The sequence below is a fragment of the Pseudomonas sp. D1-1 genome, assembly GCF_051132225.1.
Classification (GTDB): domain Bacteria; phylum Pseudomonadota; class Gammaproteobacteria; order Pseudomonadales; family Pseudomonadaceae; genus Aquipseudomonas.
In genome coordinates this window covers 5,525,786-5,549,062 of sequence record NZ_CP071676.1, presented here as the reverse complement: position 1 = coordinate 5,549,062, position 23,277 = coordinate 5,525,786, and the positions used below count along the sequence as shown (strand labels likewise).

Here is a 23,277-nt window from a genome sequence, read left to right as displayed (position 1 = left end):
TGAAAAAGGCCGGTGCTTATACCGCGACCTTGTGGTCGGCGAGGCCCGGGCTGCTGACCCGATAGATGCCTATTTCACCTAAGAGATTAGGCCATAGCTTGCTGGCCCACCCGTGGCGGTGCTGCTGGTCCACCGCCAGGCGATCGATGACCTTGGCCTTGCGTTCGCGGCACAGTTCTTCGAAATCCTCGAAGGTGCAGAAATGGATGTTCGGCGTGTTGTACCAGGTGTACGGCAGGAATTCCGAGACCGGCATCCGCCCCTTGCTCGCCAGGTACCAGCGGCAGCGCCAATGGCCGAAATTGGGGAAGGTGATGATGCACTGGCGGCCGACACGGAGCATTTCGTCGAGAATCTTGTCCGGGTAATGCACGGCTTGCAGGGCCTGGGTCATGACCACGATGTCGAAGCTGTTGCTGGCGAAGTTGCCCAGGCCCTTGTCCAGGTCCTGCTCGATGACATTGATGCCCTTGGCCACGCACTCGGCGATGTTGTCCGGGTCGTTTTCCAGCCCGTAGCCGGTGACTTGTTTGTTGTCGCGCAGCCAGGTCAGCAGTTCGCCGTTGCCGCAGCCCAGGTCGAGCACGCGGCTGCCGGCGGGGATCCATTCCTGGATGATGTCCAGATCGGCTCTCATGGCGTCCTCACAGCGTAATACGGTTCATGTAGTTGCCGAACGCCTGCAGGTAGCGCGGGATCGGAATCAGAAAGGCGTCGTGGCCCTGGGGCGCGTCGATTTCCAGGTAGCAGACGTCCTTGCGCGCGGCCATCAGCGCGTCCACCAGTTCCCGGGAGCGGGCCGGGGAGAAACGCCAGTCGGTGGTGAACGACATCACGCAGAACCTGGCGGTGGCGTTGGCGAAGGTTTTCGCCAGGTTATCGTCGAAGTTCGCCGCCGGATCGAAGTAGTCTAAAGCCTTGGTCATCAGCAGGTAGGTGTTGGCGTCGAAGCGCCCGGAAAACTCCTCGCCCTGGTAGCGCAGGTAGCTTTCCACCTGGAACTCGACGCTGTGGAAATCGTAGTTGAGCTTCTCGCTCTTGAGCCCACGGCCGAATTTTTCGCCCATGGAATCGTCGGACAGGTAGGTGATGTGACCGACCATCCGCGCCAGCATCAGCCCGCGCTTGGGAATCACGCCGTGCTCCTGGAACGAACCGCCGTGGAATTCGGGGTCGGTGAGGATCGCCTGGCGCGCCACTTCGTTGAACGCGATGTTCTGGGCCGACAGCTTGGGCGCCGAGGCGATCGCCAGGCAGTGGCGCACGCGGTCCGGGTAGGTGATGGTCCATTGCAGCGCCTGCATGCCGCCGAGGCTGCCGCCGATCACCGCCGCCCATTGTGCGATACCGAGGCGGTCGGCCAGGCGTGCCTGGCTGTGGACCCAGTCTTCCACGGTCAGCACCGGGAAATCGGCGCCGAACGGCTTACCGGTGTCCGGGTTGATGCTGCTGGGACCGGTGGAGCCGTTGCAACCACCGAGGTTGTTCAGGCTGACCACGAAGAACTTGTTCGTGTCGATGGGCTTGCCGGGGCCGATGCAACTGTCCCACCAGCCAGGCTTGCGATCGTCGACGCTGTGGTAGCCGGCGGCGTGGTGGTGCCCCGACAGGGCGTGGCAGATCAGCACGGCATTGCTCGCCGTGGCATTGAGGGTGCCATAGGTTTCGTAGATCAGGTCATAGGCTGGCAACGAACGACCGCAGGCCAGGGCCAGGGGCTCGCTGAAATGCGCCATTTGCGGCGTCACCAGACCAACGGAATCGGGGGGAAAGGCAGCTGGCATCGACCCTGCTCTCGTTGAAATGAGGCGTAAGTCTAAAGACCGCTGGGGTTAGCGGCAAGCAAAGGGTGGGGTAGATTACCGCCGATTAATCCCGTGGCGAAGGCGCTTGCTCTCGCTGGGCCGGGCTGGCGCTCCAGCGCGAAGCGGCCCTGAAACCTGCTGCCCGGGACTGTCTGGCAGACGGTGGCGCCTGGTTTGGGGCTGCTTCACGCAGCCCAGCGGGAGCAAGCTCCCTCGCCACGGTTGCGGTGCAAGTCAGATTAACACCCGCAAGATCTCCGGCATCATGGTCATCGCCGCCAGGTTGTTGATCACCAGCATGTCGATCAGCTTGATCACCATGAACGCCAGGATCGGCGAGATATCCAGGCCGCCGAGGTTCGGCACGATGCGGCGGAACGGCGCCAGGGCCGGCTCGCAGATCTGGTTCACCAGCTCGGCGCCCGGGTTGTGGCTGCCCGGCGCGACCCAGGACAGGATCACACTGATGATCATGGCAAAGAAGAAGATGTTCAAAAACAGCGCGGCGACGCCAATGAGCGACCAGATCAGCAATTGCAGCGGGTTGCCGGTGGTGCCGTAGGTCAGCAGCAGAGTCAGGGCCATCAGCGCCAGTTGCACGAGGATCGCCAGCACCAGCGACGACATGTCCAGGCCGAACAGGCTCGGGATGATCCGGCGCAGGGGCTTGAGCAGCGGTTGGGTCGCCTTGACGACGAACTGGCACAGCGGGTTGTAGAAGTTGGCGCGCACCAGTTGCAGCACGAAGCGCATCAGCACGATCAGCAGGTACAGGCTGCCGAGGGTTTGCAGGACGTAGACCGCTGCAGTGTTCAATCCAATCATGAATGGCTCCTTATTGGCCCAGTTGTTCGGCCATTTCGGCCGAGCGGTGCGCGGCGGCGCCGAGTGCTTTTTCCACCAGGGCTTCGAAGCCCCCGGCCTGGAATGATTTGATGGCCGCTTCGGTGGTGCCGGCCGGCGAGGTCACGCGGCGACGCAATTCCGCTGCATCGACATCGCTGGACACCGCCATGTGAGCGGCGCCGAGAGCAGTCTGCAAGGTCAGTTGGGCAGCGATCTCGCGGCTCAGACCGAGTTTTTCTCCGGCGGCGGTCATGGCTTCGATCAGCAGGAAAAAATACGCCGGGCCCGAGCCGGAGACAGCGGTGACCGCGTCCAGTTGCTGCTCGGTGTCCAGCCACAGCGCCAGGCCCACGGCTGACAGCAACTGTTCAGCCTGCTGGCGTTGTTCGGCGCTCACCTGTGCGGTGGCGAACAGGCCGCTGACGCCCTGGCGCAGCAGTGCCGGGGTGTTGGGCATGCAGCGCACGATCGGCTGGGCGCCGAGCCAGTTATTCATGCTGGCGCAGGTAATGCCGGCGGCGATCGACACCACCAATTGATGAGGCTTGAGGTGCGGCCGAAGTGCCTCGCACACGGACTTCATTGCTTGCGGCTTGACGGCCAGCACGATGACGTCCACACCCTCGATGGCCTGGGCGTTGTCGGCGAAGGTTTCGACGCCGTGCTCGGCGCTCACCCGCTTGCGGGTCTCTTCACCCGGATCGCTGGCGCGGATCATGGATGCGTCCAGGCCCTTGGCCCGCAGGCCGCCGATCAGGCTGGCGGCCATGTTGCCGGCGCCGATGAAGGCAATACGCGTGTTACTCATGACAGGTCCTTATAAAGAGATAAGTGAGTCAGATGGGCGCTTGGCCGTAGTCACGCGCCCCAAACAGCGCTGTGCCGATGCGCACCCAGGTGGCGCCTTGGGCAATGGCGGATTCAAGGTCATGGCTCATGCCCATGGACAACGTGTCCAGCGGCAGGTCCAGGCTGGCTTGCAGCTGTTGAACCTTGGCGAAAGCTGCATCCTGTTCGGCGCGATCGTCGGTTGGTTCGGGAATCGCCATCAACCCACGCAACTTGAGATGAGGCAGCGTGCTGATGGCATTGGCGAGGGCGGGCAGGTCCGCTGGCGTGCAGCCGGACTTGCTGGCTTCACCGCTGACGTTGACCTGGATGCAGATGTTCAGCGGCGGCAGGTCGGCCGGGCGCTGCTCGGACAGGCGTTGGGCAATTTTCAGGCGATCCACGGAGTGCACCCAGTCGAAATGTTCGGCGATAGCACGCGTCTTGTTCGATTGAATGGGGCCGATGAAGTGCCAGATCAAGGGCAGGTCGGTCAGTTCGGCCTGCTTGCCCAGCGCTTCCTGCAGGTAGTTCTCGCCGAAATCCCGCAGGCCTGCGGCATGGGCTTCGCGCAGGGCCTGGGCCGGCTTGGTCTTGCTCACCGCCAGCAGCTGGACGCTGTGTCCTGGGCGCTGGGCGGCCTGCTCCGCGGCATGGATGCGCGATCTAACCTGAGCAATGTTGTCTGCTATGGTGGTCATAAAGAGAGGCCAGCGGTCTGAGGTTCGCGGCATTCTACTGGAATTGAGGAGCGCTATGGATATCACTGAATTGCTGGCGTTCAGCGCCAAACAGGGGGCGTCGGACCTGCACCTGTCCGCCGGGCTGCCGCCGATGATCCGCGTGGACGGCGATGTACGGCGGATCAACCTGCCGGCGCTGGACCACAAGCAGGTTCATGAACTGATCTACGACATCATGAACGACCGCCAACGAGTGGATTACGAGAAGTTTCTGGAAACCGATTTTTCCTTCGATGTACCCGGCGTGGCGCGATTTCGAGTCAATGCCTTCAACCAGAATCGGGGCGCGGGGGCAGTGTTCCGGACTATTCCCTCAAAAGTCCTGACCATGGAAGACCTGGGGATGGGCGAGGTGTTTCGCAAGATCACCGAGGTTCCTCGCGGGCTGGTGTTGGTAACCGGGCCGACCGGCTCGGGCAAGTCGACCACCCTGGCGGCCATGATCGACTATCTGAACAGCCACAAGCACCATCACATCCTCACCATCGAAGACCCCATCGAATTCGTGCATGAACCGCGCAAGTGTCTGATCAACCAGCGTGAGGTGCATCGCGATACCCAGGGTTTCTCCACGGCGCTGCGTTCGGCCCTGCGGGAGGACCCGGACGTGATCCTGGTGGGGGAGATGCGCGACCTGGAGACCATCCGGCTGGCGCTGACCGCCGCCGAAACCGGGCACTTGGTGTTTGGCACCCTGCACACCACGTCGGCGGCCAAGACCATTGACCGGGTAGTGGACGTGTTTCCTGGCGACGAGAAGTCGATGGTCCGCTCGATGCTGTCGGAGTCGCTTCAGGCGGTGATTTCCCAGACGCTGGTCAAGAAGATTGGCGGCGGCCGCATCGCGGCGCACGAGATCATGCTGGGCACTTCGGCGATCCGCAACCTGATCCGCGAAGACAAGATCGCGCAGATGTATTCATCGATCCAGACCGGCGGCTCGCTGGGGATGCAGACGCTGGACATGTGCCTGAAGGATCTGGTGAGCAAGGGCCTGATCAGCCGCGAGCACGCGCGAGAGCGGGCGCGTACGCCGGATAATTTTTAGAGGAGTAAGGAGAACCCTCGCCACAAGGGGCCTGACTTCAGCTTAGCGCTGAACCACGCGCATCGCCCCCGGCTCTTTCGGCAGCACGCGCTTGGCAACCACGTAATGGGTGTTCCAGTACGGCTTGTTCAGGGTGTCGATGGTCACCGACTTGCCTCGGCGCGGGGCGTGGATGAAGCGGTCGTTGCCCAGGTAGATGGCTACGTGGTTGACCCGACGGCTCTTGAGCTTGAAGAAAATCAGGTCGCCGGGCTTGAGGTCCTTGCGCTCGACTTTCTCGCCATGGCCGGCAGCCATCGCATTGGAGGTACGCGGCAGGTCGAACGTGGCGTCATTGAACGCGTATTTCACCAGACCACTGCAATCGAAACCTTTACTTGGGCTGCTGCCGCCCCAACGGTAAGGTGTGCCCAGTACATTCACGGCGCGGCTCAGCACATTGCTGGTCGTCTTGGTCGCCATGGGCGGCACCAGCCGGCTGTGAGCGTTACTTACACGCTGGACGCTTTGCCTGTTTTTGCTCGATGGAGCAGAAACGTGGGATTTGGGCGTATAGCCGTTGATGTTCGGAAGACGTTGCTCACGATTGGTGGCGTGGGCGGCCAGTGGCAATAATAGGCAAATGGTCAGCCATGTCTTGAAAAATGGACGCATTAGGCAGGGCTCATAAAGGTTAGCGCGCAACTTTATAACAGCTTTTTTCGCCTTTCCGAGGCCGTTTGTCGATCCGGAACCCAGCGTGAACGCCGCATAATTGCGACAATTTGACCCGATTGTCCGACAGGGTCCCCGTAATCCGGGCGTTTCCCCGACGCGAGTCGTTCATGACCGCTTGTCGGCGAGACATGTAGAAGTCACAAAAGATCCGAACAAATTTTTCTATCGAGGCAAAAGAGGCCATTCATGAACAGCTATCAACAGGGCGCAATCCGCGATACCCACAGCAAAGTCATCGGGTATCTGTTGTGGATTCTCGGTTTTACCGGCGCTCACCGTTTCTATTACGGCAAGCCGGTCACCGGCACGATCTGGTTCTTCACCTTCGGGCTGCTGGGTATCGGTTGGTTGATCGACCTGTTCCTGATTCCGGCCATGGACCGCGAAGCCGACCTGCGCTTCACCCCGGGGCCGATCGAGTACAGCGTGGCGTGGATTCTGCTGACGTTTCTCGGGGTGCTTGGCGTGCATCGCATGTATCAAGGCAAGTGGCTCAGCGGGATCATCTACCTGCTGACTGGCGGGGTGTTTTTTCTGGGGGTGCTGTATGACTTCTGGACGCTAAACGATCAGGTGTCGATTCGTAATGCGCAGAAGCGTGGGGCTTTCCAGTAAGACAGTCAGGTCGAGGTGCCTGCATTCGCGAGCAGGCTCGCTCCCACATTGGATCGAGGTGTCCACAGATCATGTGTTCACTGAAGATCCCTGTGGGAGCGAGCCTGCTCGCGAAAAGGGCGACGCGGTTTGTCAGGCCTGGTGGGTAATCCGCCCATCCATCAAGGTGTAGCGCACCACGCCCGGCAGGCTGTGGCCGAGGAATGGGCAGTTGTCACCCTTGGAACGCCAGGCTTCGCCGGCCACGGTGGAGGCGGCCGGGTCGAACAGCACCAGGTCCGCCGGCGCGCCCACCGCCAGTTTCCCGGCTGGCAGCTGCAGCGCCTGGGCCGGGCCGGCGCTCAGGCGTGCGAGCAGAGTCGGCAGGTCCAGCAAACCGTCTTCCACCAGCGTCAAGGCCAGCGGCAGCAGCAGTTCAACGCTGCTGATGCCCGGCTCGGTGGCGCCGAACGGTGCCAGCTTGGCATCGCGCTCGTGGGGTTGGTGATGGCTGGAAATGGCCGAGATCACCCCGGACTGCACCGCCTCGCGCAAGCCGTCGCGGTCGGCGCGTGTGCGCAGCGGCGGCTGGACGTGATAGACGCTGTTGAAATCGATCAGCGCTTCGTCGGTCAGGATCAGCTGATACAGCGCCACATCGGCGGTCACCGGCAAGCCTCGGGCCTGGGCCTGGGCTATCAGCGCGGCGCCACGGGCACTGGTCAGTTGGCTGAAATGCGCGCGTACACCGCTCTGCTCGACCAACAGCAGGTCCCGGGCCAGGGCCACGGTCTCGGCGGTTTCCGGGATGCCCGGCAAGCCGAGGAAACTGGCGGTCGGGCCTTCATGGGCCAGGCCACCTTCGGCCAGGTCATGGTCCTGGGAGTTGAAGATCACCGTCAGGCCGAAAGTCGCCGCGTATTCGAGGGCGCGGCACAGGGTCCGGGTATTGCGGAAACTGTTGAGGCCGTTGCCGAACGCCACGCAACCGGCATCACGCAGGGCGATGAGTTCGGCCAGTTGTTCGCCTTCCAGGCCTTTGCTCAGTGCGCCAATCGGGAAGACCTTGGTGTTGCCGGCCTCGCGGGCGCGGTCGAGGATCAGCTCGGCCACGGCCGAGGTGTCCAGCACCGGCTTGGTTTGCGGCGGGCAGCACAGGCTGGTCACGCCACCAGCGGCGGCGGCGCGGGTTTCGCTGACGATGCTGCCTTTGCGGCTGTAGCCCGGCTCGCGCAGGGCAACGTTCAGGTCCACCAGGCCGGGCGCGGCCACCAGGCCTTGGGCGTCAAGGACCTCGGCCGCCACAAAGCCTGTCGGTGCGGCGCCGAGCGCGACGATCTTGCAGGCATCGATATGAATGTCAGTCACTTGATCCAGGCCGCTGGCCGGATCGATCACGCGTGCGCCGAGAATGCTGAGCTTCACTGGGCGTTCTCCTGGTCGAATTGGCGCTGGGCCGTTTGCCCGCTCATGGCCATGGACAGCACGGCCATGCGGATGGCGATGCCGTAGGTCACCTGGTTGAGGATCACCGAGTGCGGCCCGTCGGCCACCGCCGACTCGATCTCCACGCCGCGATTGATCGGCCCCGGGTGCATGACGATGGCGTCCGGCTTGGCGCCGGCCAGGCGCGCGGTGGTCAGGCCGAACAGGCGGTAGAACTCGCCTTCGCTGGGCAGCAGGCCGCCGGTCATGCGTTCGCGTTGCAGGCGCAGCATGATCACCACGTCCACATCCTTCAGGCCTTCGGTCATGTCGGTGTAGACCTTCACGCCGTATTGCTCGACGCCGATGGGCAGCAGGGTTTTCGGCGCGATCACGCGGATGTCCGGACAGCCGAGGGTCTTGAGCGCGAGCATGTTCGAGCGGGCCACCCGCGAGTGCAGGATGTCGCCGACGATGGCCACCGACAGGTTCTCGAAGCTGCCTTTGTGCCGACGGATGGTCAACATGTCCAGCATGCCCTGGGTCGGATGAGCGTGACGGCCGTCGCCACCGTTGATGATCGCCACTTGCGGGCACACGTGCTCGGCAATGAAATGCGCCGCGCCGGAGTCGCCGTGGCGCACGACGAACATGTCGGCGGCCATGGCTTCGAGGTTGCGCAGCGTGTCGAGCAGGGTTTCGCCCTTGCTCGCCGAGGATGTCGACACGTTCAGGGTGATCACGTCCGCCGACAGCCGCTGGGCCGCCAGTTCGAAGGTGGTGCGGGTGCGGGTGGAGTTTTCGAAGAACACGTTGCACACGGTCTTGCCGCGCAGCAACGGGACTTTTTTCACCGCCCGGGCGCCGACTTCGAGGAACGAGTCGGCGGTGTCGAGGATTTCTGTCAGCAGCTCGCGGCGCAGGCCGTCGAGGGACAGGAAGTGCCGCAGCTGGCCCTGATCGTTGAGCTGCAGCGGGCGCTTGGTTTCGAGAGGCGTCATCGCGATGGACTCTGGCAAGGGCAGTTAAAGGGCGAGGTCTTGCAGTTCGAGTTGCAGCGGCGCCGGGCCGGAAAGCTTGACCCGTTCATGGGCCGCCAGCGCCAGCGTCGCGCCGACCACGTTAGGGCGGATCGGCAGTTCGGCGGCGTCCAGGTCGAGCAGGCAGACCAGCGTAACGCTGGCCGGGCGACCGTAGTCGAACAACTCATTCATGGCAGCGCGGATGGTCCGCCCGCTCATCAGCACGTCGTCGATCAGCACCAGGTGCTGGCCTTCGATCTCGAACGGCAGCGCCGAAGGGCGCACTTGCGGGTGCAGGCCGTTCTGGCTGAAGTCGTCGCGGTAGAAGGACACGTCCAGGGTGCCCAGCGGCGAGTCGCTGCCCAGTTCATCGAGCAAGGCCTGGGCAACCCAGACGCCGCCGGTGCGAATGCCGATGTAGCGCGGTTCGCTGATGCCACGTTGTTCCAGGTGCGCCGTGAGACGGATCGCCATCTGGCTGATCAGTTCGGCAGGATTGGGCAGGCTCATGCTGGCTCCTTCAGGTTTGCGGGTCGGTGCTCATGACTCGGCTTGTCGCTAGAAGAAAGCGCCTTGGCGGCGCTTTCAAAAATCAGGTTTCGAACAGGGCGGCGTTGGCATCAAGCCAGCCTTGCAGCAGCAGGGCGGCGGCGATGGCGTCCACCGGATTGTCGCGGTAACTGCCTTTCTGCCCGCCGCGCATCAGCCGCTCGCCCTTGGCCTCGAAGGTGGTCAGGCGCTCGTCATGGGTATAGAAGGGCAGGTTAAAGCGGCCATTGAGCCGGCGAGCGAATTTTTCCGCACGCAGGCACATGTCGCTGGGCGTGCCGTCCATGTTCAATGGCAGGCCGACCACCACGGCGTCGGGTTTCCATTCCTTGATCAGCGCTTCGACCTGGTTCCAGTCCGGAACGCCGTTCTGCGCTTTTAATGTGCACAGCTCGCGGGCCTGGCCGGTAATGACCTGGCCGACCGCGACGCCGATCTGTTTGGTGCCGTAATCAAAGCCCAGCAGCAGGCGCAGGGCCATCAGGCGTGTCCCGCCTGGCTGGTAAGCAGGCCCAGGTTCACGCCCAATCGGCTGGCCGCCGCTTCCAGGCGCAACTCGCTGCTGGTGTTGAACAGGATGTCGGCATCGAACGGGCACGTCAGCCAGGCGTTGTCGGCCAGCTCGGCTTCCAGCTGTCCGGGTTCCCAACCGGCATAGCCCAGGGCGATCAGGCTTTTTTCCGGACCGACGCCGTCGGCGATGGCAAACAGCACGTCCTGGGAAGTGGACAGCGACACGCCGTTCAGATCAACGGTGGCCTGGAATTTGGGACCCGACGGATGGAGTACGAAACCGCGATCGGTCTGCACCGGCCCGCCGATGAAAATCGGCACATGCTGGCACAGGAGTGGCGGCTCGACCTCGGGACGCAGCTGCTCAAGGATATCCGCCAGGTTCAGCTCCTGCGGGCGGTTTACCACCAATCCCATGGCCCCATTGGCCGTGTGCTCGACGATGTAGGTCAAGGTATGGGCAAAGTTTGGATCGGCCATGTGCGGCATGGCAATCAGGAAGTGATGCTTGAGGTAGGTGGGGCTGACGTTTTTCATAGGCGCTAGTGTGGCGGCGCATGGCCGAACTGACAAGCCGGGAAATGCTTGAGACTGTCGCAGATCCCCTGTGGGAGCGAGCTTGCTCGCGATAGCAATGGATCATTCAACATGAATGTCGGCTGCTGGTCCGCCATCGCGAGCAAGCTCGCTCCCACCTTGGATCCGGGGTGAGCCTCACTGCGTTGTGGTCAGGGGATGTGTCAGTTACTGGACAGCCGATCACCCCGGGCAAATTTCCAGGTGCGGATGATTTCCAGGCGGTCGATGTCCGACAGGTCCCCGGTGAACGGCGCGAACGGCGCGGCCAGGCGCACGATCCGCTGGGCGGCCTGGTCCAGCAGCGGCTGGCCGGAGGACTCAAGCACCAGCACTTCATACAGCGAGCCGTCACGATTGATCGAAACCATCAGCCGCAAATTGCCGTAGATCTGTTTGCGCCGGGCTTCCTCGGGGTAGTTCAGGTTGCCGATACGCTCGACCTTCTTGCGCCATTCGTCCTTGTACCAGGCGCCCTTGTCGCGCATGGTCGACGCGGCGCTCAGGCGGTGGATGCGCGGGCGCTTGGCGTACAACTGCTGTTCCTGGGCCAGTTCGGCCTCCAGGCTGGCGATGTCGCTGGACAGCTGGGAGCTGTCGAAGGTCGGTTCCGGCGCCTTGGGCTTGGGATCGGGCTTGACCTCTTCCTTGACCGGGGCCTTTTTCGGCTTCGGCGCGGTAGTGGTCACGGCGGCCTTGGGCGCGGCTTCCTGAACTTCCGGCTTGGCGGCCGGCGGTGGGGTGATCTTCTGGACCTTGTTGTCCTGGAACGGCGCGATTTCGGTCGTCTTGGGAATCGCTTTCTTTTCCAGGGTGCCGCTGCCCTGCTGGTTTTCCTGAGCAAGGAAATCGGCCTTCTGAGGCTTGGTTTCGCTCTTGAAGGTCGCCAGGGTGATCTCCAGGGTCTGGCTGATCTGCTTGGGTTCGACCGTGGCAAACCCGACGCCCAGCAGCACCGCCAGGTGGATCAGTGCCGCCAGGAACAGCGTAAAACCGAGGCGATCAGCCGGGCGCACGCCACGATGGGCGAGCTCTTGGGGCAGATCGGACGGGAGTGTCATGACAAGGAAACCAGCATCACGTTTTTTCAGGCCGGGCATGATAACGCAATGTGGGTTTCCTTCATCAGGATCTGGATCAACGCGCCTTGAGCTTCTGATCGATGGCATCCATCAGCATCCCGCCGATGTCGGTGCCAAAGGCATTGTCGATCTCGCGGATGCAGGTCGGGCTGGTGACGTTGATCTCCGTCAGGTGCTCGCCGATCACGTCCAGGCCGACGAACAGCAGGCCTTTCTCGCGTAGCGTCGGGCCGACCTGGGCGGCGATCCAGCGGTCCTTGTCGGTCAGCGGGCGGGCTTCGCCACGGCCGCCAGCCGCCAGGTTGCCACGGGTTTCACCGGCCGCCGGGATGCGCGCCAGGCAATAGTCCACCGGCTCGCCGTCGATCATCAGGATGCGCTTGTCGCCGTCGACGATGGCCGGCAGGTAACCCTGGATCATGATCTGTTGCTTGCCATGCAAGGTCAGGGTTTCGAGGATCACCGACAGGTTCGGATGGCCGGCGGTGTGACGGAAGATCGACGAGCCGCCCATGCCGTCCAGCGGCTTGAGGATCACGTCGCCGTGGTGATCGGCGAATTCGCGCAGCACGTCCGGACGACGGCTGACGATGGTGGGCGGCGTGCACTGCGGGAACAGCGTGGCGAACAGCTTCTCGTTGCAGTCGCGCAGGCTCTGCGGCTTGTTGACCACCAGCACACCGGCGCTTTCGGCCTGCTCCAGCAGGTAGGTGGAGTAAACGAACTCCATGTCGAACGGCGGATCCTTGCGCATCAGGATCACGTCCAGGTCGCTCAGCAGCGCGTCGCTTTCCGCGCCCAGTTCGAACCACTTCTCAGGGTTGGCGAAGACCTTCAGCGGCTTCATTCGCGCGCGCGCCTGGCCCTCGGCCTGGTAAAGGTCGCGCTGTTCCATGTAGAACAGCTCCCAGCCGCGCTTCTGAGCGGCCAGCAGCATGGCCAGCGAGCTATCCTTCTTATAGGAAATGCTGGCGATTGGGTCCATGACAATGCCGACGCGTACGCTCATGGCTTGGTTCCTCGAAAATGGGGTGGGCACGAATGGCTTGAAAAAGTGGCGTCAGAGTGGCGCCCCGAAGTTTGGCGGTCAAGGAAAAACCGCCGTGCCGAGCGGCTGATAGATCGGCGATGGAGACTGTGCTAAAAAGGCTGCCATGTGACGTGCGGGCCTTGAACATCAAGGGTTTGCGCTGTCGATCACACTTACGCGTTAAAAACCGGTTTGCAGTGGCAATGGCAGAGCATCTCACGCAGCAGCAACCCAGCGCCTTGAAGGTCATGGTCATCGACGACTCGAAGACCATCCGCCGCACCGCCGAGACCTTGCTGCGCAACGTTGGCTGCGAGGTCATCACGGCGGTCGATGGTTTCGACGCCATGGCCAAGATCGTCGACCACCATCCGGGCATTATCTTTGTCGACATCATGATGCCGCGCCTGGACGGTTACCAGACCTGTGCCCTGATCAAGAACAACAGCGCCTTCAAGGCGACGCCGGTGATCATGCTGTCGTCCCGCGACGGTCTGTTCGACAAGGCCAAGGGGCGCATCGTCGGCTCCGATCAGTTTCTGACCAAGCCTTTCAGCAAGGAAGAATTGCTGGGCGCGATACAGGCCCATGTCCCGGGTTTTGCCGCTGTCCAGCCGCACCAGGCACATTAATGACGCTCGGCCTTCGGCCTGGGGTCTACAGAAGAAATGGGGAACACCATGGCACGAGTTCTGATCGTCGATGATTCGCCGACTGAAATGTACAAATTGACCGGCATGCTGGAAAAGCACGGCCATCAGGTCTTGAAAGCCGAGAATGGCGCCGACGGCGTGGCCCTGGCCCGCCAGGAAAAGCCCGACGCGGTGCTGATGGACATCGTCATGCCCGGCCTCAATGGGTTCCAGGCCACGCGCCAGCTGACCAAGGACCCGGACACGGGGCATATCCCGGTCATCATCATCACCACCAAGGACCAGGAAACCGACAAGGTCTGGGGGACCCGCCAAGGGGCGAAGGACTACCTGACCAAACCGGTGGACGAAGAAACCCTGATCGCGACCTTGAACAAAGTACTGGCGGGTTGAACGCGCGGCCATGAGCCACTCCCTGACCGCATTCGAACTGTTGCTTCAGATCGATCGGCGCTGTCGGCTGCTGGGCGCGGACCTGCCGTCCCAGCCAACCCATCGCGACAGTTGGAGCGGGATCGGCTTTCGCCTCGGCGAGCATTGGTACGTGGCGCCCATGGGCGAGGTCAGCGAAGTGCTGCACGAGCCGCGCTACACGTCGTTGCCCGGGGTCAAGCCATGGGTTCGCGGAGTGGCTAACCTGCGCGGACGTTTATTGCCGCTGATGGACCTGTGCGGTTTTTTCGGTCATGAGCTGTCCAGTGTGCGCAAGCAGCGGCGGGTGCTGGTGGTCGATAACGAAGAAGTCTTCGCCGGCTTGCTGGTGGACGAAGTCCTCGGGCTGCAGCATTTCGCCCAGGGCAGCCTGGAACCGGTTTTGCCTGGCTACCTCGATGGCCCGGAATCGGCCTTCGTCCAGGGCCGTTTTCCTGGCGATCGGCAGTGGCAGGTGTTCAGCCCTTTTGCCGTGACGCGTTCGCCAGGGTTCATGAATGTGGCGGTTTAACAGGCCGCAGCGCGGCCTCTGTGGGAGCGAGCCTGCTCGCGAAAGCGATGGATCAGCTGCATCGATGCTGGCTGTTCCATCGCTATTCGCGAGCAGGCTCGCTCCCACAGGAGGGCTGTGGTGAGAGGCCGGATTGAGCAGGACAGGCGAGTACCGATGATCAAAGCAAAAACAGGCAAGCCTCTGGAAGCGTCGCGCAGTCGGTCGCAGATCATCGTGCTGTTCGTCGCGCTGATTGTCTTCATCATGCTGTTGTTCGCCAACTTCGCGTACCTCAACACCCAGTCCACCTATGACAAACAGTACATCGGCCACGCCGGTGAGCTGCGGGTGCTGTCCCAGCGCATTGCCAAGAACGCCACCGAAGCCGCGGCCGGCAAGGCCGCCGCGTTCAAGTTGCTGAGTGATGCGCGCAACGATTTCGCCCAGCGCTGGGGATACCTGAAGCAGGGTGACCCGGTGACCGGCCTGCCCCCGGCGCCCGCCACCCTGCGCCCGCAGATGCGCGCGGTACAGCTGGACTGGGAGCGCCTGCTGAAGAACACCGATGCGATTCTTTCCAGTGAGCAGACCGTCCTGTCGCTGCACCAGGTGGCGGCAACCCTCGCCGAAACCGTGCCGCAACTGCAGGTCGAATACGAAAAAGTTGTCGAAATCCTCTTGCAGCGAGGCGCCCCGGCCTCACAGGTGGCCATGGCCCAGCGCCAGTCACTGCTGGCCGAGCGTATTCTCGGCGCGGTGAATACCGTATTGGCCGGCGACGAGAACGCCAGCCAGGCTGCCGACACCTTCGGCCGTGACGCCGCGCGTTTTGGCCAGGTGCTCAATGGCATGCTGCAAGGCGACCCGACCTTGAAGATCCCCCAGGTCCAGGATCGTGACGCCCGGGCGCGCCTGACGGAAATCAGCGAGCTGTTCGAATTCGTCTCGGGGTCGGTGGACGAAATCCTCGAGACCTCCCCGGAGCTGTTCAAGGTCCGCGAGTCGGCGGGCAACATCTTCAACCTGTCGCAGACCCTGCTCGACGAAGCCTCTCACCTGGCCACAGCTTTCGAGAACCTGGCCGGCGGTCGTTCCGTCAACAGCATCGGCGGGTATGTGCTGGGCCTGCTGGCACTGATGTCGATCATCCTCATCGGCCTGGTGATGGTGCGTGAAACCAACCGCCAATTGCGCGAAACCGCGGAAAAGAACGAGCGCAACCAGAACGCGATCATGCGCCTGCTGGACGAAATCGAAGACCTGGCCGATGGCGACCTGACCGTTACCGCCTCGGTTACCGAGGACTTCACCGGGACCATCGCCGATTCCATCAACTATTCGGTGGACCAATTGCGCGATCTGGTGGCGACCATCAACCTCACGGCCGGCCAGGTGGCCGCCGCCGTGCAGGAAACCCAGGCCACGGCCATGCACCTGGCCCAGGCGTCGGAACACCAGGCCCAGCAAATTTCCGAAGCTTCGACTTCAATCAATGAAATGGCCCAGTCCATCGACCAGGTATCGGCCAATGCGGCCGAGTCGTCGGCGGTGGCCGAGCGCTCCGTGGAAATCGCCAACAAGGGCAACGAGGTGGTGCACAACACCATTCATGGCATGGACAACATTCGCGAGCAGATCCAGGACACCGCCAAGCGCATCAAGCGCCTCGGTGAGTCGTCACAGGAAATCGGCGACATTGTCAGCCTGATCGATGACATCGCCGACCAGACCAACATCCTTGCGCTCAACGCGGCGATCCAGGCGTCCATGGCGGGCGATGCCGGTCGGGGTTTTGCGGTGGTGGCCGACGAAGTGCAGCGCTTGGCCGAGCGCTCCTCGGCGGCCACCCGGCAGATCGAGACGCTGGTGCGGGCGATCCAGGCCGACACCAACGAAGCGGTGATCTCCATGGAGCAGACCACCACCGAGGTGGTGCGCGGTGCCCGACTGGCCCAGGATGCCGGCGTCGCCCTGGAAGAAATCGAGGGCGTTTCCAAGACCCTGGCGGCGCTGATCCAGAGCATCTCCAACGCGGCGCAGCAACAGACCACCTCGGCGGGACAGATTTCGCTGACCATGAACGTGATCCAGCAGATCACCAGCCAGACCTCGTCCGGCTCAACCGCCACGGCCGAGAGTATCGGCAACCTGGCGAAAATGGCCAGCCAGCTGCGCCGCTCGGTGTCCGGGTTCACCTTGCCCGCGGCACCTGTGGCGGACGAGGATAAGGTGTGACTGGGCTGCACTTTCCTGGCTATGGAGATCGTCTGTGGCGAGGGGATTTATCCCCGCTGGACTGCGAAGCAGTCCCAAAATAGCCAGTCTGGAACATTGATATGGGTTCTGCATTGCTGGGGGCCGCTTCGCAGCCCAGCGGGGATAAATCCCCTCGCCACAAGAGCTGATCCGCTCTGGGGATATGACTGTTGATTTGGAGTCGTTATGGGTGATCGGCACGACTACGTGGCCCTGGAATGGGTCAAGGGCGAGATTGCCGAAACGCTGAAGCAGGCCCACCTGGCCCTCAATCGCCTGGTGGACGACCCCCAGGCGTCGGATGCGCTTGCCCAATGCCTGGCCTGCATTCACCAGGTCCATGGCGGCCTGCAGATGATCGAATTCTACGGCGCGGCGTTGCTGGCCGAGGAAATGGAGCAACTGTGCAGCGCGCTGCAGGACAACCGCATCGCCCACCGCGAGGAGGCGATCAGCCTGTTGCGCCAGGCCCTGGGCCAGTTGCCGGTCTACCTAGAACGGGTGCAGGGTGCTCGTCGCGACCTGCCGCTGGCGGTGCTGCCCTTGCTCAACGATCTGCGCAGTGCGCGGGGCGAGAGCCTGTTGTCGGAGACCAGCCTGTTCAGCCCGGAACTGCCCGATATCGCGCCGCTGGACGAGGACGCCTTGAAGCGGCTCGCGCCGGCGGACCTGCCGAGCACCTTGCGCAAATTGCGCCAGACCCTGCAGGTGGCCCTGGTGGGCCTGTTGCGCGAGCAGGACGACGCGACTCACCTCGGTTACCTGGCCAAAGTCTTTCAGCGCCTTGAAGCGCTTTGCGCCGCAGCGCCGCTCAATGCGTTGTGGCAGGTCGCTTCGGCGTTGGTCGAAGGCATGCGCGAGGGGCGTATCGCCAACAGCCCGGCGCTGCGTAGCCTGTTCAAGGATGCTGACAAGGAACTCAAGCGCTTGCTGGAGCAAGGCATGCCGGGCATCAACCAAGCGGCCCCGCCACACCTGCTCAAGAGTCTGTTGTTCTATATTGCCAAGGCCGAACATCCCAGCGGGCAGATGCAGATCATGAAAGAACGCTACTCACTGGACGACGCGCTGCCCGACAGCGCTATGGTCGATGAAGAACGCGCGCGCCTGGCCGGGCCCGACCGCGATGCCATGCGCTCGGTGCTGGCAGCGCTCTGCGAGGAGCTGGTGCGGGTCAAGGAACGCCTGGACCTGTTCGTGCGCAGCGACCGCCAGCATGCCTCGGAGCTGGACAGCCTGCTGGCGCCCCTGCGGCAGATTGCCGACACCCTGGCGGTGCTGGGTTTCGGCCAGCCGCGCAAGGTCATCATCGATCAACTGGCCGTCGTACTGAGCCTCGCCCAGGGCCAGCGCGAGCCTGATGACGCGACGCTCATGGACGTTGCCGGAGCCTTGCTGTACGTCGAGGCAACCCTGGCCGGAATGGTCGGCACCGTCGAGCCTGAAAGCCGCGAAGACAATCGCCTGCCGACGACCGACCTGACCCAGATCCATCAGATCGTCATCAAGGAAGCCCATACCTGCCTGCAACAGGCCAAGGACATGATCGTCGACTACATCGACGCACACTGGAACAGCGCCCAGCTTGAGCCATTGCCGGCGCTGCTGACCCAGGTCCGCGGGGCGCTGGCGATGATTCCCCTGAGCCGCGCCGCCCGCCTGGTGGAGGCTTGCAACGATTTCATCCGTGAACACCTGCTGCTCGACCCAGCCCAGCCGGGGTGGGAAGCACTCGATCACCTGGCCGATGTGATTACCGGCCTGGAATATTACCTGGAGCGTTTGAGCGAAGACCCGTTGATGCCCGCCGAGAATCTGCTCGACGGCGTCGAGCGGAGCCTGGGCGCCCTCGGCTACTTTCCCGACGAAGCCCGCGTGCCCTTGCTCGATGACCGGCTGAGCCCGAACGAGGCCCAGGTCATGCAGGATTTGCAGGAACTGGACGACCCACAGACCGTGCAATCCCTCGCTGATGTTCTGGCCAGCCCGGTCTCGGCGGTCAACCCGCCGGCCAAAGGCATGCCCGGTAGCCTGCTGCCGCCGCCCGTGGATGAGCATCCGGTGGACGACGAGCTGCGGGAGGTCTTCCTCGAGGAAACCGACGAGGTGCTCGATGTCCTGCGCGAATACCTGCCGCGCTGGGCTGCGCAGCCCGACGACCAAGGCGCGCTCACTGAGCTGCGCCGGGCCTTCCATACCCTCAAGGGCAGCGGCCGGATGGTTCGGGCACTGGTGCTGGGTGAGTTGGCCTGGGCGGTGGAAAACCTGCTCAACCGCGTGCTGGAGCGCAGCGTCGAGCCGGGCGCTTCGGTTCGGCAATTGCTTGAGGACGCGGTGCGATTGCTGCCGGAACTGGTCGCTGAATTCGCTGCCCAGCGCCAATGCCAGCGCGACGACGTCGACCGTCTGGCTGCTCGCGCCCATGCCTTGGCCAAGGGTGGCGATGAGGAAGATGACGACCAGCAGGACGTGGCCGCTCTCGATCCCTTGCTGCTGAAAATCTTCGATAACGAAGCCCAGGGGCATCTGGCCGCGCTTGATCGATTCCTCGACCAGGCCGCCGAACATCTGCCATTGCAGGCCAGCGACGAGCTGCAAAGGGCCTTGCACACGCTCAAGGGCAGTGCATCGATGGCCGGTGTGCTGCCGATCGCCGAACTGGCCGGGGCGATGGATGAGATGGCCCGGGAATACAAGGCGCACCTGATCGCTTTCGACCTGGAGGAGATCGAGTTGCTGCTGGAGGCTGAAGGGTTGCTGCGCCGCGGTCTGCGCCAGCTGCATAACGAGCCGCTGGCAGCGATTCCCGGCGCCGCGGACCTGATCCAGCGAACCCAGGCACTGTCCGTCGAACGCCTGCAAACGGCTCTCAACACGCCGGACCAGGGCGTGCGAACCAAGCGCGACCCGCAATTGATCAACAATTTTCTCGCCCAGGGCATGGATATCCTGCTGGACGCGGAGAACCTGCTGCGGCGCTGGCAGCAACACTCCGGCGAGGGCCAGGAGCTGAGCGCGCTGCTCGATGAGTTGACCACCCTTGGCGAAGGCGCGCATCTGGCCGACCTGCACCCGGTGGACGAGCTCTGCGAAGCCTTGCTGGACCTGTATGGCGCCGTCGAGGAAAGCAGCCTGGCGGTCAGCGACAGGTTTTTCCATGAGGCGCAGCTTGCTCACGAAGCGTTGATCGACATGCTCGACGAATTGGCTGCCGGCCAGCACGTGCGTGCGCAACCTGCCCGGGTGCAGGCGCTGCGCAGCCTGCTCCAGGAAGGCCTCGACCCGACGGCCACGGGACTGATCCGCAGTGACGGCAGCCGCACGTTGAGCATCCGCGAGCTGGGTCATGCGACGGCTGAGATGGAGCGCAGTTCGCCGGCGGCTGTTTCGGTGGATGACGATATCGCCGCGATCTTTCTCGAAGAGGCCCAGGATATTCTCGAAAGCGCCGCACAGGCCTTGCGGCGCTGGCTCGCCGACCCGGAGAACGGCGCGCCGCTGTCCTCGCTGCAGCGTGACTTGCACACCCTCAAGGGCGGCGCACGCATGGCGGATGTGCGGCCGGTGAGCGACCTGGCCGGGGAGCTCGAAACCCTATACGAAGGGCTGGTGGATCGCCGCTACAGTTACAGCGAGGAGCTGGCGCAACTGCTCAACAGCAGTCACGAACGCCTCGATCTGTTGCTCGGGCAACTGCAGCAAGGCCAACCGCTGGGCGATCCCGTGGCGTTGATTGACGCCATTCATCGTTTCCGCCAGGACAAGCCGAACGCCATCGAGGTGGCGGGGCATCGGCAAAATGACACGGCGGGCCATGATCCGGAGTTGCTGGAAATCTTTCTAGAGGAAGGTTTCGATATCCTCGACAGTTCCGGGGCGGCGTTGCAACGCTGGCAGGAAGAGCCGTCGAACCGTCAGGCGGTGGAAACCCTGCTGCGCGATCTGCACACCCTCAAGGGTGGCGCGCGGATGGTGGAGATCGGGCCCATCGGCGATCTTGCCCACGAACTGGAGAACCTTTACGAAGGGCTGTCGGCGGGCCTGTTACAACCGAGCCCGGCGCTTTTTGCCTTGCTGCAAGGCAGCCATGACCGGCTGGCCCACATGCTCGATGCCGTCCGTGCCGGGCAGCCGTGCCCGCCGGCCGACCGGCTGATCGCGCAGATCCAGGCGGTCAATCATCCGCAGGACAGCGAGGCGCCCCAGATCGTTACGCCGGTCGAGCCGGCACCGGCCCAGGTCGCGCCGCCGATGCGAGCCGAGCCCGCCGCGCCGGGCGATGGCGCGGACATGGTCAAGGTCTCCGCCGAACTGCTCGACGATCTGGTCAACCTGGCCGGGGAAACTTCGATTTTCCGTGGGCGCATCGAGCAACAGGTCAACGATGCGCGCATCGCCCTGAACGAGATGGAAACGACCATCGAGCGCATGCGCGATCAACTGCGACGCCTGGATACCGAAACCCAGGGGCGGATTCTCAGCCGCCAGCAGGTGGACGCCGAACGACTGGGCTACGAAGAATTCGACCCACTGGAAATGGACCGCCATTCCCAGTTGCAACAATTATCCCGAGCGTTGTTCGAGTCCGCCTCGGACCTGCTTGACCTCAAGGAAACGCTAGACCGCAGCAACCACGACGCCGAAAACCTGCTGCAACAGCAGGGGCGCATCAACACCGAGCTCCAGGAAGGCCTGATGCGTACGCGCATGGTGCCGTTCGAGCGCATGCTGCCGCGCCTCAAGCGCATCGTCCGGCAGGTGGCGCAGGAGCTGGGCAAGGACGTCGAGTTCGTGGTCGACAATGCCGAGGGCGAGATGGACCGCAACGTGCTCGAACGCATGGCGGCGCCTTTGGAACATATGTTGCGCAATGCCGTTGATCATGGCCTGGAGCCCGCCGATGTGCGCATCGCAGCCGGCAAACCGGCGCGGGGACGCATCAGCCTGGATCTGTCCCGCGAAGGCGGCGACATCATTTTCGACATCCGTGACGACGGCGCCGGGGTGCCATTGGACGCGGTGCGGCGCAAGGCGATAAAGCGTGGGCTGCTGGCGCCCGACAGCGATATCAGCGACCGCGACGTGCTGCAGTTCATCCTGCAGCCAGGTTTTTCCACGGCGGAAAAAATCACCCAGATCTCCGGGCGCGGCGTTGGCATGGACGTGGTCCACGAAGAAGTGCGACAGCTGGGCGGCAGCATGGTCATCGATTCGACGCCGGGCAAGGGCGTGCATTTTCGTATCCGGCTGCCATTCACCGTGGCGGTCAACCGGGCGCTGATGGTGCAGTGTCACGAAGATCAATACGCCATCCCGCTCAACACCATCGAGAGCATCGTCCGGGTATTGCCCGCCGAACTGGATGGCTATTACCAGCTCGATCCGCCGACCTACACCTACGCCGGGCAACGTTATGAGTTGTGCTACCTGGGCGAGTTGCTGAAAACCGGCGCCCGCCCGAAATTGCTCGGCCAGAGCCAGCCATTACCGGTGCTGCTGGTGCAATGCAACGAACGACACGTCGCCGTGCAGGTAGACGCCACCGCCGGCACCCGGGAAATCGTGGTCAAGAGCCTCGGCCCGCAATTCTCGGCGGTCCAGGGCTTGTCCGGGGCAACGATCCTGGGGGACGGCCGGGTGGTGCTGATTCTCGACCTGCTCGCGCCGATCCGCGCCTTGCCCAACCAGGCGGCGCGCCGTCCGGCCGTGGTGCAAGGCGAGGGCGAGCAGCAGCGGCCTTTGCTGGTGCTGGTGGTGGACGATTCGGTAACAGTGCGCAAGGTCACCAGTCGTCTGCTGGAACGCCACGGCATGCATGTGCTCACCGCCAAGGACGGCGTGGACGCCATGGCATTGCTGGCCGAACATTCGCCGGACCTGATGCTGCTGGACATCGAGATGCCCCGCATGGATGGTTTCGAAGTGGCGACGCAAGTGCGCAACGACCCGCGCCTGGCGCATCTGCCGATCATCATGATCACCTCCCGCACCGGCCAGAAACACCGCGACCGCGCCATGGCCGTCGGCGTCAACGACTACCTGGGCAAGCCGTACCAGGAGTCGGTGCTGCTCGACAGCATCGCCCACTGGAGCAAGACCCATGCATGAGCACCGCACCAGCCATCTCACAGGTTTGTTGCTGCCGCTTGCCGACCGGCATCTGATCCTGCCGAACGTGGCCGTGGCCGAGTTGATCGACTACCAGAGCAGCGTGTTCGATCTGGACACCCCGCCCTGGTTCCTGGGCTGGGTAAGCTGGCGCGAACGGCAGATCCCGCTGCTGAGCTTCGAGTCAGCCTGCGGCCAGAAGACCGTGATCGGCGAGCGCGCTCGCATCGTCGTGCTCAATGCCCTGGGCGGCCGCCCGGAACTGCGTTTCATCGCGCTGCTGGTCCAAGGCATCCCGCGCTCCTGCAAGCTCGACACCCAGTTGAGCTACGTCGACGTGCCGCTGTGCGGATTGGAGCAGGCGGCCGTGCAAGTGGGCGAGCATGTGGCGAAAGTGCCGGATCTGCTGGCGTTGGAAGAGTTGGTGGTTGCGGCGGGGTTGGTAAGAGTTGAGTCAGCCAACTGACTAATGTAGGAGCGAGCCTGCTCGCGATAGCGGTGGGTCAGGCGACATCAATGTTGGCTTTTACACCGCCATCGCGAGCAAGCTCGCTCCC

At 63.3% G+C, this 23,277-nt stretch carries 21 protein-coding genes; 8 read left to right on the top strand and 13 right to left on the bottom strand.

Annotated elements, in window-relative coordinates; genetic code table 11:
* Positions 1-16: 16 nt before the first annotated feature.
* From metW to J3P86_RS25040, 5 genes are all read right to left on the bottom strand, one after another.
* Complete coding sequence (metW, locus tag J3P86_RS25060) at positions 17-637, bottom strand: methionine biosynthesis protein MetW (RefSeq protein WP_305498166.1); 621 nt, start codon at positions 635-637, stop codon at positions 17-19.
* 7 nt (positions 638-644) lie between these two features.
* Positions 645-1,784 carry a homoserine O-succinyltransferase MetX gene (metX, locus tag J3P86_RS25055; protein WP_434627373.1) on the bottom strand — a complete coding sequence of 380 codons (1,140 nt, stop codon included), beginning with the start codon at positions 1,782-1,784 and terminating at the stop codon, positions 645-647.
* 255 nt (positions 1,785-2,039) lie between these two features.
* Positions 2,040-2,630 (bottom strand): YggT family protein, encoded by a 591-nt coding sequence (locus J3P86_RS25050; RefSeq protein WP_434571181.1) that lies wholly within the window; start codon positions 2,628-2,630, stop codon positions 2,040-2,042.
* A gap of 10 nt (positions 2,631-2,640) precedes the next feature.
* A complete protein-coding gene (proC, locus tag J3P86_RS25045) occupies positions 2,641-3,459 on the bottom strand; it encodes a pyrroline-5-carboxylate reductase (protein WP_434571183.1) in 819 nt (272 codons plus the stop codon).
* Between the two features lie 28 nt (positions 3,460-3,487).
* A complete protein-coding gene (locus tag J3P86_RS25040; RefSeq protein WP_434627376.1) occupies positions 3,488-4,180 on the bottom strand; it encodes a YggS family pyridoxal phosphate-dependent enzyme in 693 nt (230 codons plus the stop codon).
* Between the two features lie 55 nt (positions 4,181-4,235).
* Here J3P86_RS25040 and J3P86_RS25035 point away from each other — a divergent pair, with 55 nt between their 5' ends.
* A complete protein-coding gene (locus J3P86_RS25035) occupies positions 4,236-5,270 on the top strand; it encodes a type IV pilus twitching motility protein PilT (protein ID WP_434571187.1) in 1,035 nt (344 codons plus the stop codon).
* A 42-nt stretch (positions 5,271-5,312) separates the two neighbouring features.
* Here the strand turns inward: J3P86_RS25035 and J3P86_RS25030 are convergent, their stop codons facing one another.
* The gene (locus J3P86_RS25030; protein ID WP_305498175.1) at positions 5,313-5,924 is read right to left on the bottom strand and encodes a C40 family peptidase; all 612 of its coding nucleotides are present in this window, start codon (positions 5,922-5,924) and stop codon (positions 5,313-5,315) included.
* A gap of 249 nt (positions 5,925-6,173) precedes the next feature.
* Between J3P86_RS25030 and J3P86_RS25025 the strand changes: the two genes are divergently transcribed.
* Positions 6,174-6,602 (top strand): NINE protein, encoded by a 429-nt coding sequence (locus J3P86_RS25025; RefSeq protein WP_434571190.1) that lies wholly within the window; start codon positions 6,174-6,176, stop codon positions 6,600-6,602.
* Positions 6,603-6,734: 132 nt separating this feature from the next.
* Here the strand turns inward: J3P86_RS25025 and J3P86_RS25020 are convergent, their stop codons facing one another.
* The 7 genes from J3P86_RS25020 to gshB all read right to left on the bottom strand — a co-directional run bounded on the left by J3P86_RS25020 (position 6,735) and on the right by gshB (position 12,757).
* Entirely contained in the window at positions 6,735-8,006 is a 1,272-nt protein-coding gene (locus tag J3P86_RS25020) for a dihydroorotase (RefSeq protein ID WP_434654974.1), read from the bottom strand.
* Entirely contained in the window at positions 8,003-9,007 is a 1,005-nt protein-coding gene (locus J3P86_RS25015) for an aspartate carbamoyltransferase catalytic subunit (RefSeq protein WP_003177495.1), read from the bottom strand. The genes J3P86_RS25020 and J3P86_RS25015 overlap by 4 nt, the downstream gene beginning before the upstream one ends.
* Positions 9,008-9,031: 24 nt before the next feature.
* The gene (gene pyrR / locus J3P86_RS25010; protein ID WP_305498180.1) at positions 9,032-9,538 is read right to left on the bottom strand and encodes a bifunctional pyr operon transcriptional regulator/uracil phosphoribosyltransferase PyrR; all 507 of its coding nucleotides are present in this window, start codon (positions 9,536-9,538) and stop codon (positions 9,032-9,034) included.
* 82 nt (positions 9,539-9,620) lie between these two features.
* Positions 9,621-10,058: a Holliday junction resolvase RuvX gene (ruvX, locus tag J3P86_RS25005; protein WP_305498182.1), complete on the bottom strand. Its 438-nt coding sequence runs from the start codon at positions 10,056-10,058 to the stop codon at positions 9,621-9,623.
* The gene (locus tag J3P86_RS25000; RefSeq protein ID WP_305498183.1) at positions 10,058-10,627 is read right to left on the bottom strand and encodes a YqgE/AlgH family protein; all 570 of its coding nucleotides are present in this window, start codon (positions 10,625-10,627) and stop codon (positions 10,058-10,060) included. Before J3P86_RS25000 ends, ruvX begins: the two co-directional genes overlap by 1 nt.
* Positions 10,628-10,830: 203 nt before the next feature.
* A complete protein-coding gene (locus J3P86_RS24995; protein WP_434627383.1) occupies positions 10,831-11,727 on the bottom strand; it encodes a TonB family protein in 897 nt (298 codons plus the stop codon).
* A gap of 76 nt (positions 11,728-11,803) precedes the next feature.
* Complete coding sequence (gene gshB, locus J3P86_RS24990; protein ID WP_434627385.1) at positions 11,804-12,757, bottom strand: glutathione synthase; 954 nt, start codon at positions 12,755-12,757, stop codon at positions 11,804-11,806.
* 224 nt (positions 12,758-12,981) lie between these two features.
* Here gshB and J3P86_RS24985 point away from each other — a divergent pair, with 224 nt between their 5' ends.
* The 6 genes from J3P86_RS24985 to J3P86_RS24960 all read left to right on the top strand — a co-directional run bounded on the left by J3P86_RS24985 (position 12,982) and on the right by J3P86_RS24960 (position 23,186).
* Complete coding sequence (locus J3P86_RS24985) at positions 12,982-13,410, top strand: response regulator (RefSeq protein ID WP_434571200.1); 429 nt, start codon at positions 12,982-12,984, stop codon at positions 13,408-13,410.
* A 48-nt stretch (positions 13,411-13,458) separates the two neighbouring features.
* A complete protein-coding gene (gene pilH, locus J3P86_RS24980) occupies positions 13,459-13,824 on the top strand; it encodes a twitching motility response regulator PilH (RefSeq protein ID WP_186612056.1) in 366 nt (121 codons plus the stop codon).
* 10 nt (positions 13,825-13,834) lie between these two features.
* Positions 13,835-14,374, top strand: coding sequence for a chemotaxis protein CheW (locus tag J3P86_RS24975; RefSeq protein ID WP_434571202.1), 540 nt, complete (start codon positions 13,835-13,837; stop codon positions 14,372-14,374).
* Positions 14,375-14,530: 156 nt separating this feature from the next.
* The gene (locus tag J3P86_RS24970) at positions 14,531-16,591 is read left to right on the top strand and encodes a methyl-accepting chemotaxis protein (RefSeq protein WP_305498193.1); all 2,061 of its coding nucleotides are present in this window, start codon (positions 14,531-14,533) and stop codon (positions 16,589-16,591) included.
* Positions 16,592-16,798: 207 nt separating this feature from the next.
* Positions 16,799-22,720 carry an Hpt domain-containing protein gene (locus J3P86_RS24965; RefSeq protein ID WP_434699067.1) on the top strand — a complete coding sequence of 1,974 codons (5,922 nt, stop codon included), beginning with the start codon at positions 16,799-16,801 and terminating at the stop codon, positions 22,718-22,720.
* A complete protein-coding gene (locus tag J3P86_RS24960; RefSeq protein WP_434627390.1) occupies positions 22,713-23,186 on the top strand; it encodes a chemotaxis protein CheW in 474 nt (157 codons plus the stop codon). The genes J3P86_RS24965 and J3P86_RS24960 overlap by 8 nt, the downstream gene beginning before the upstream one ends.
* Positions 23,187-23,277 lie beyond the last annotated feature (91 nt).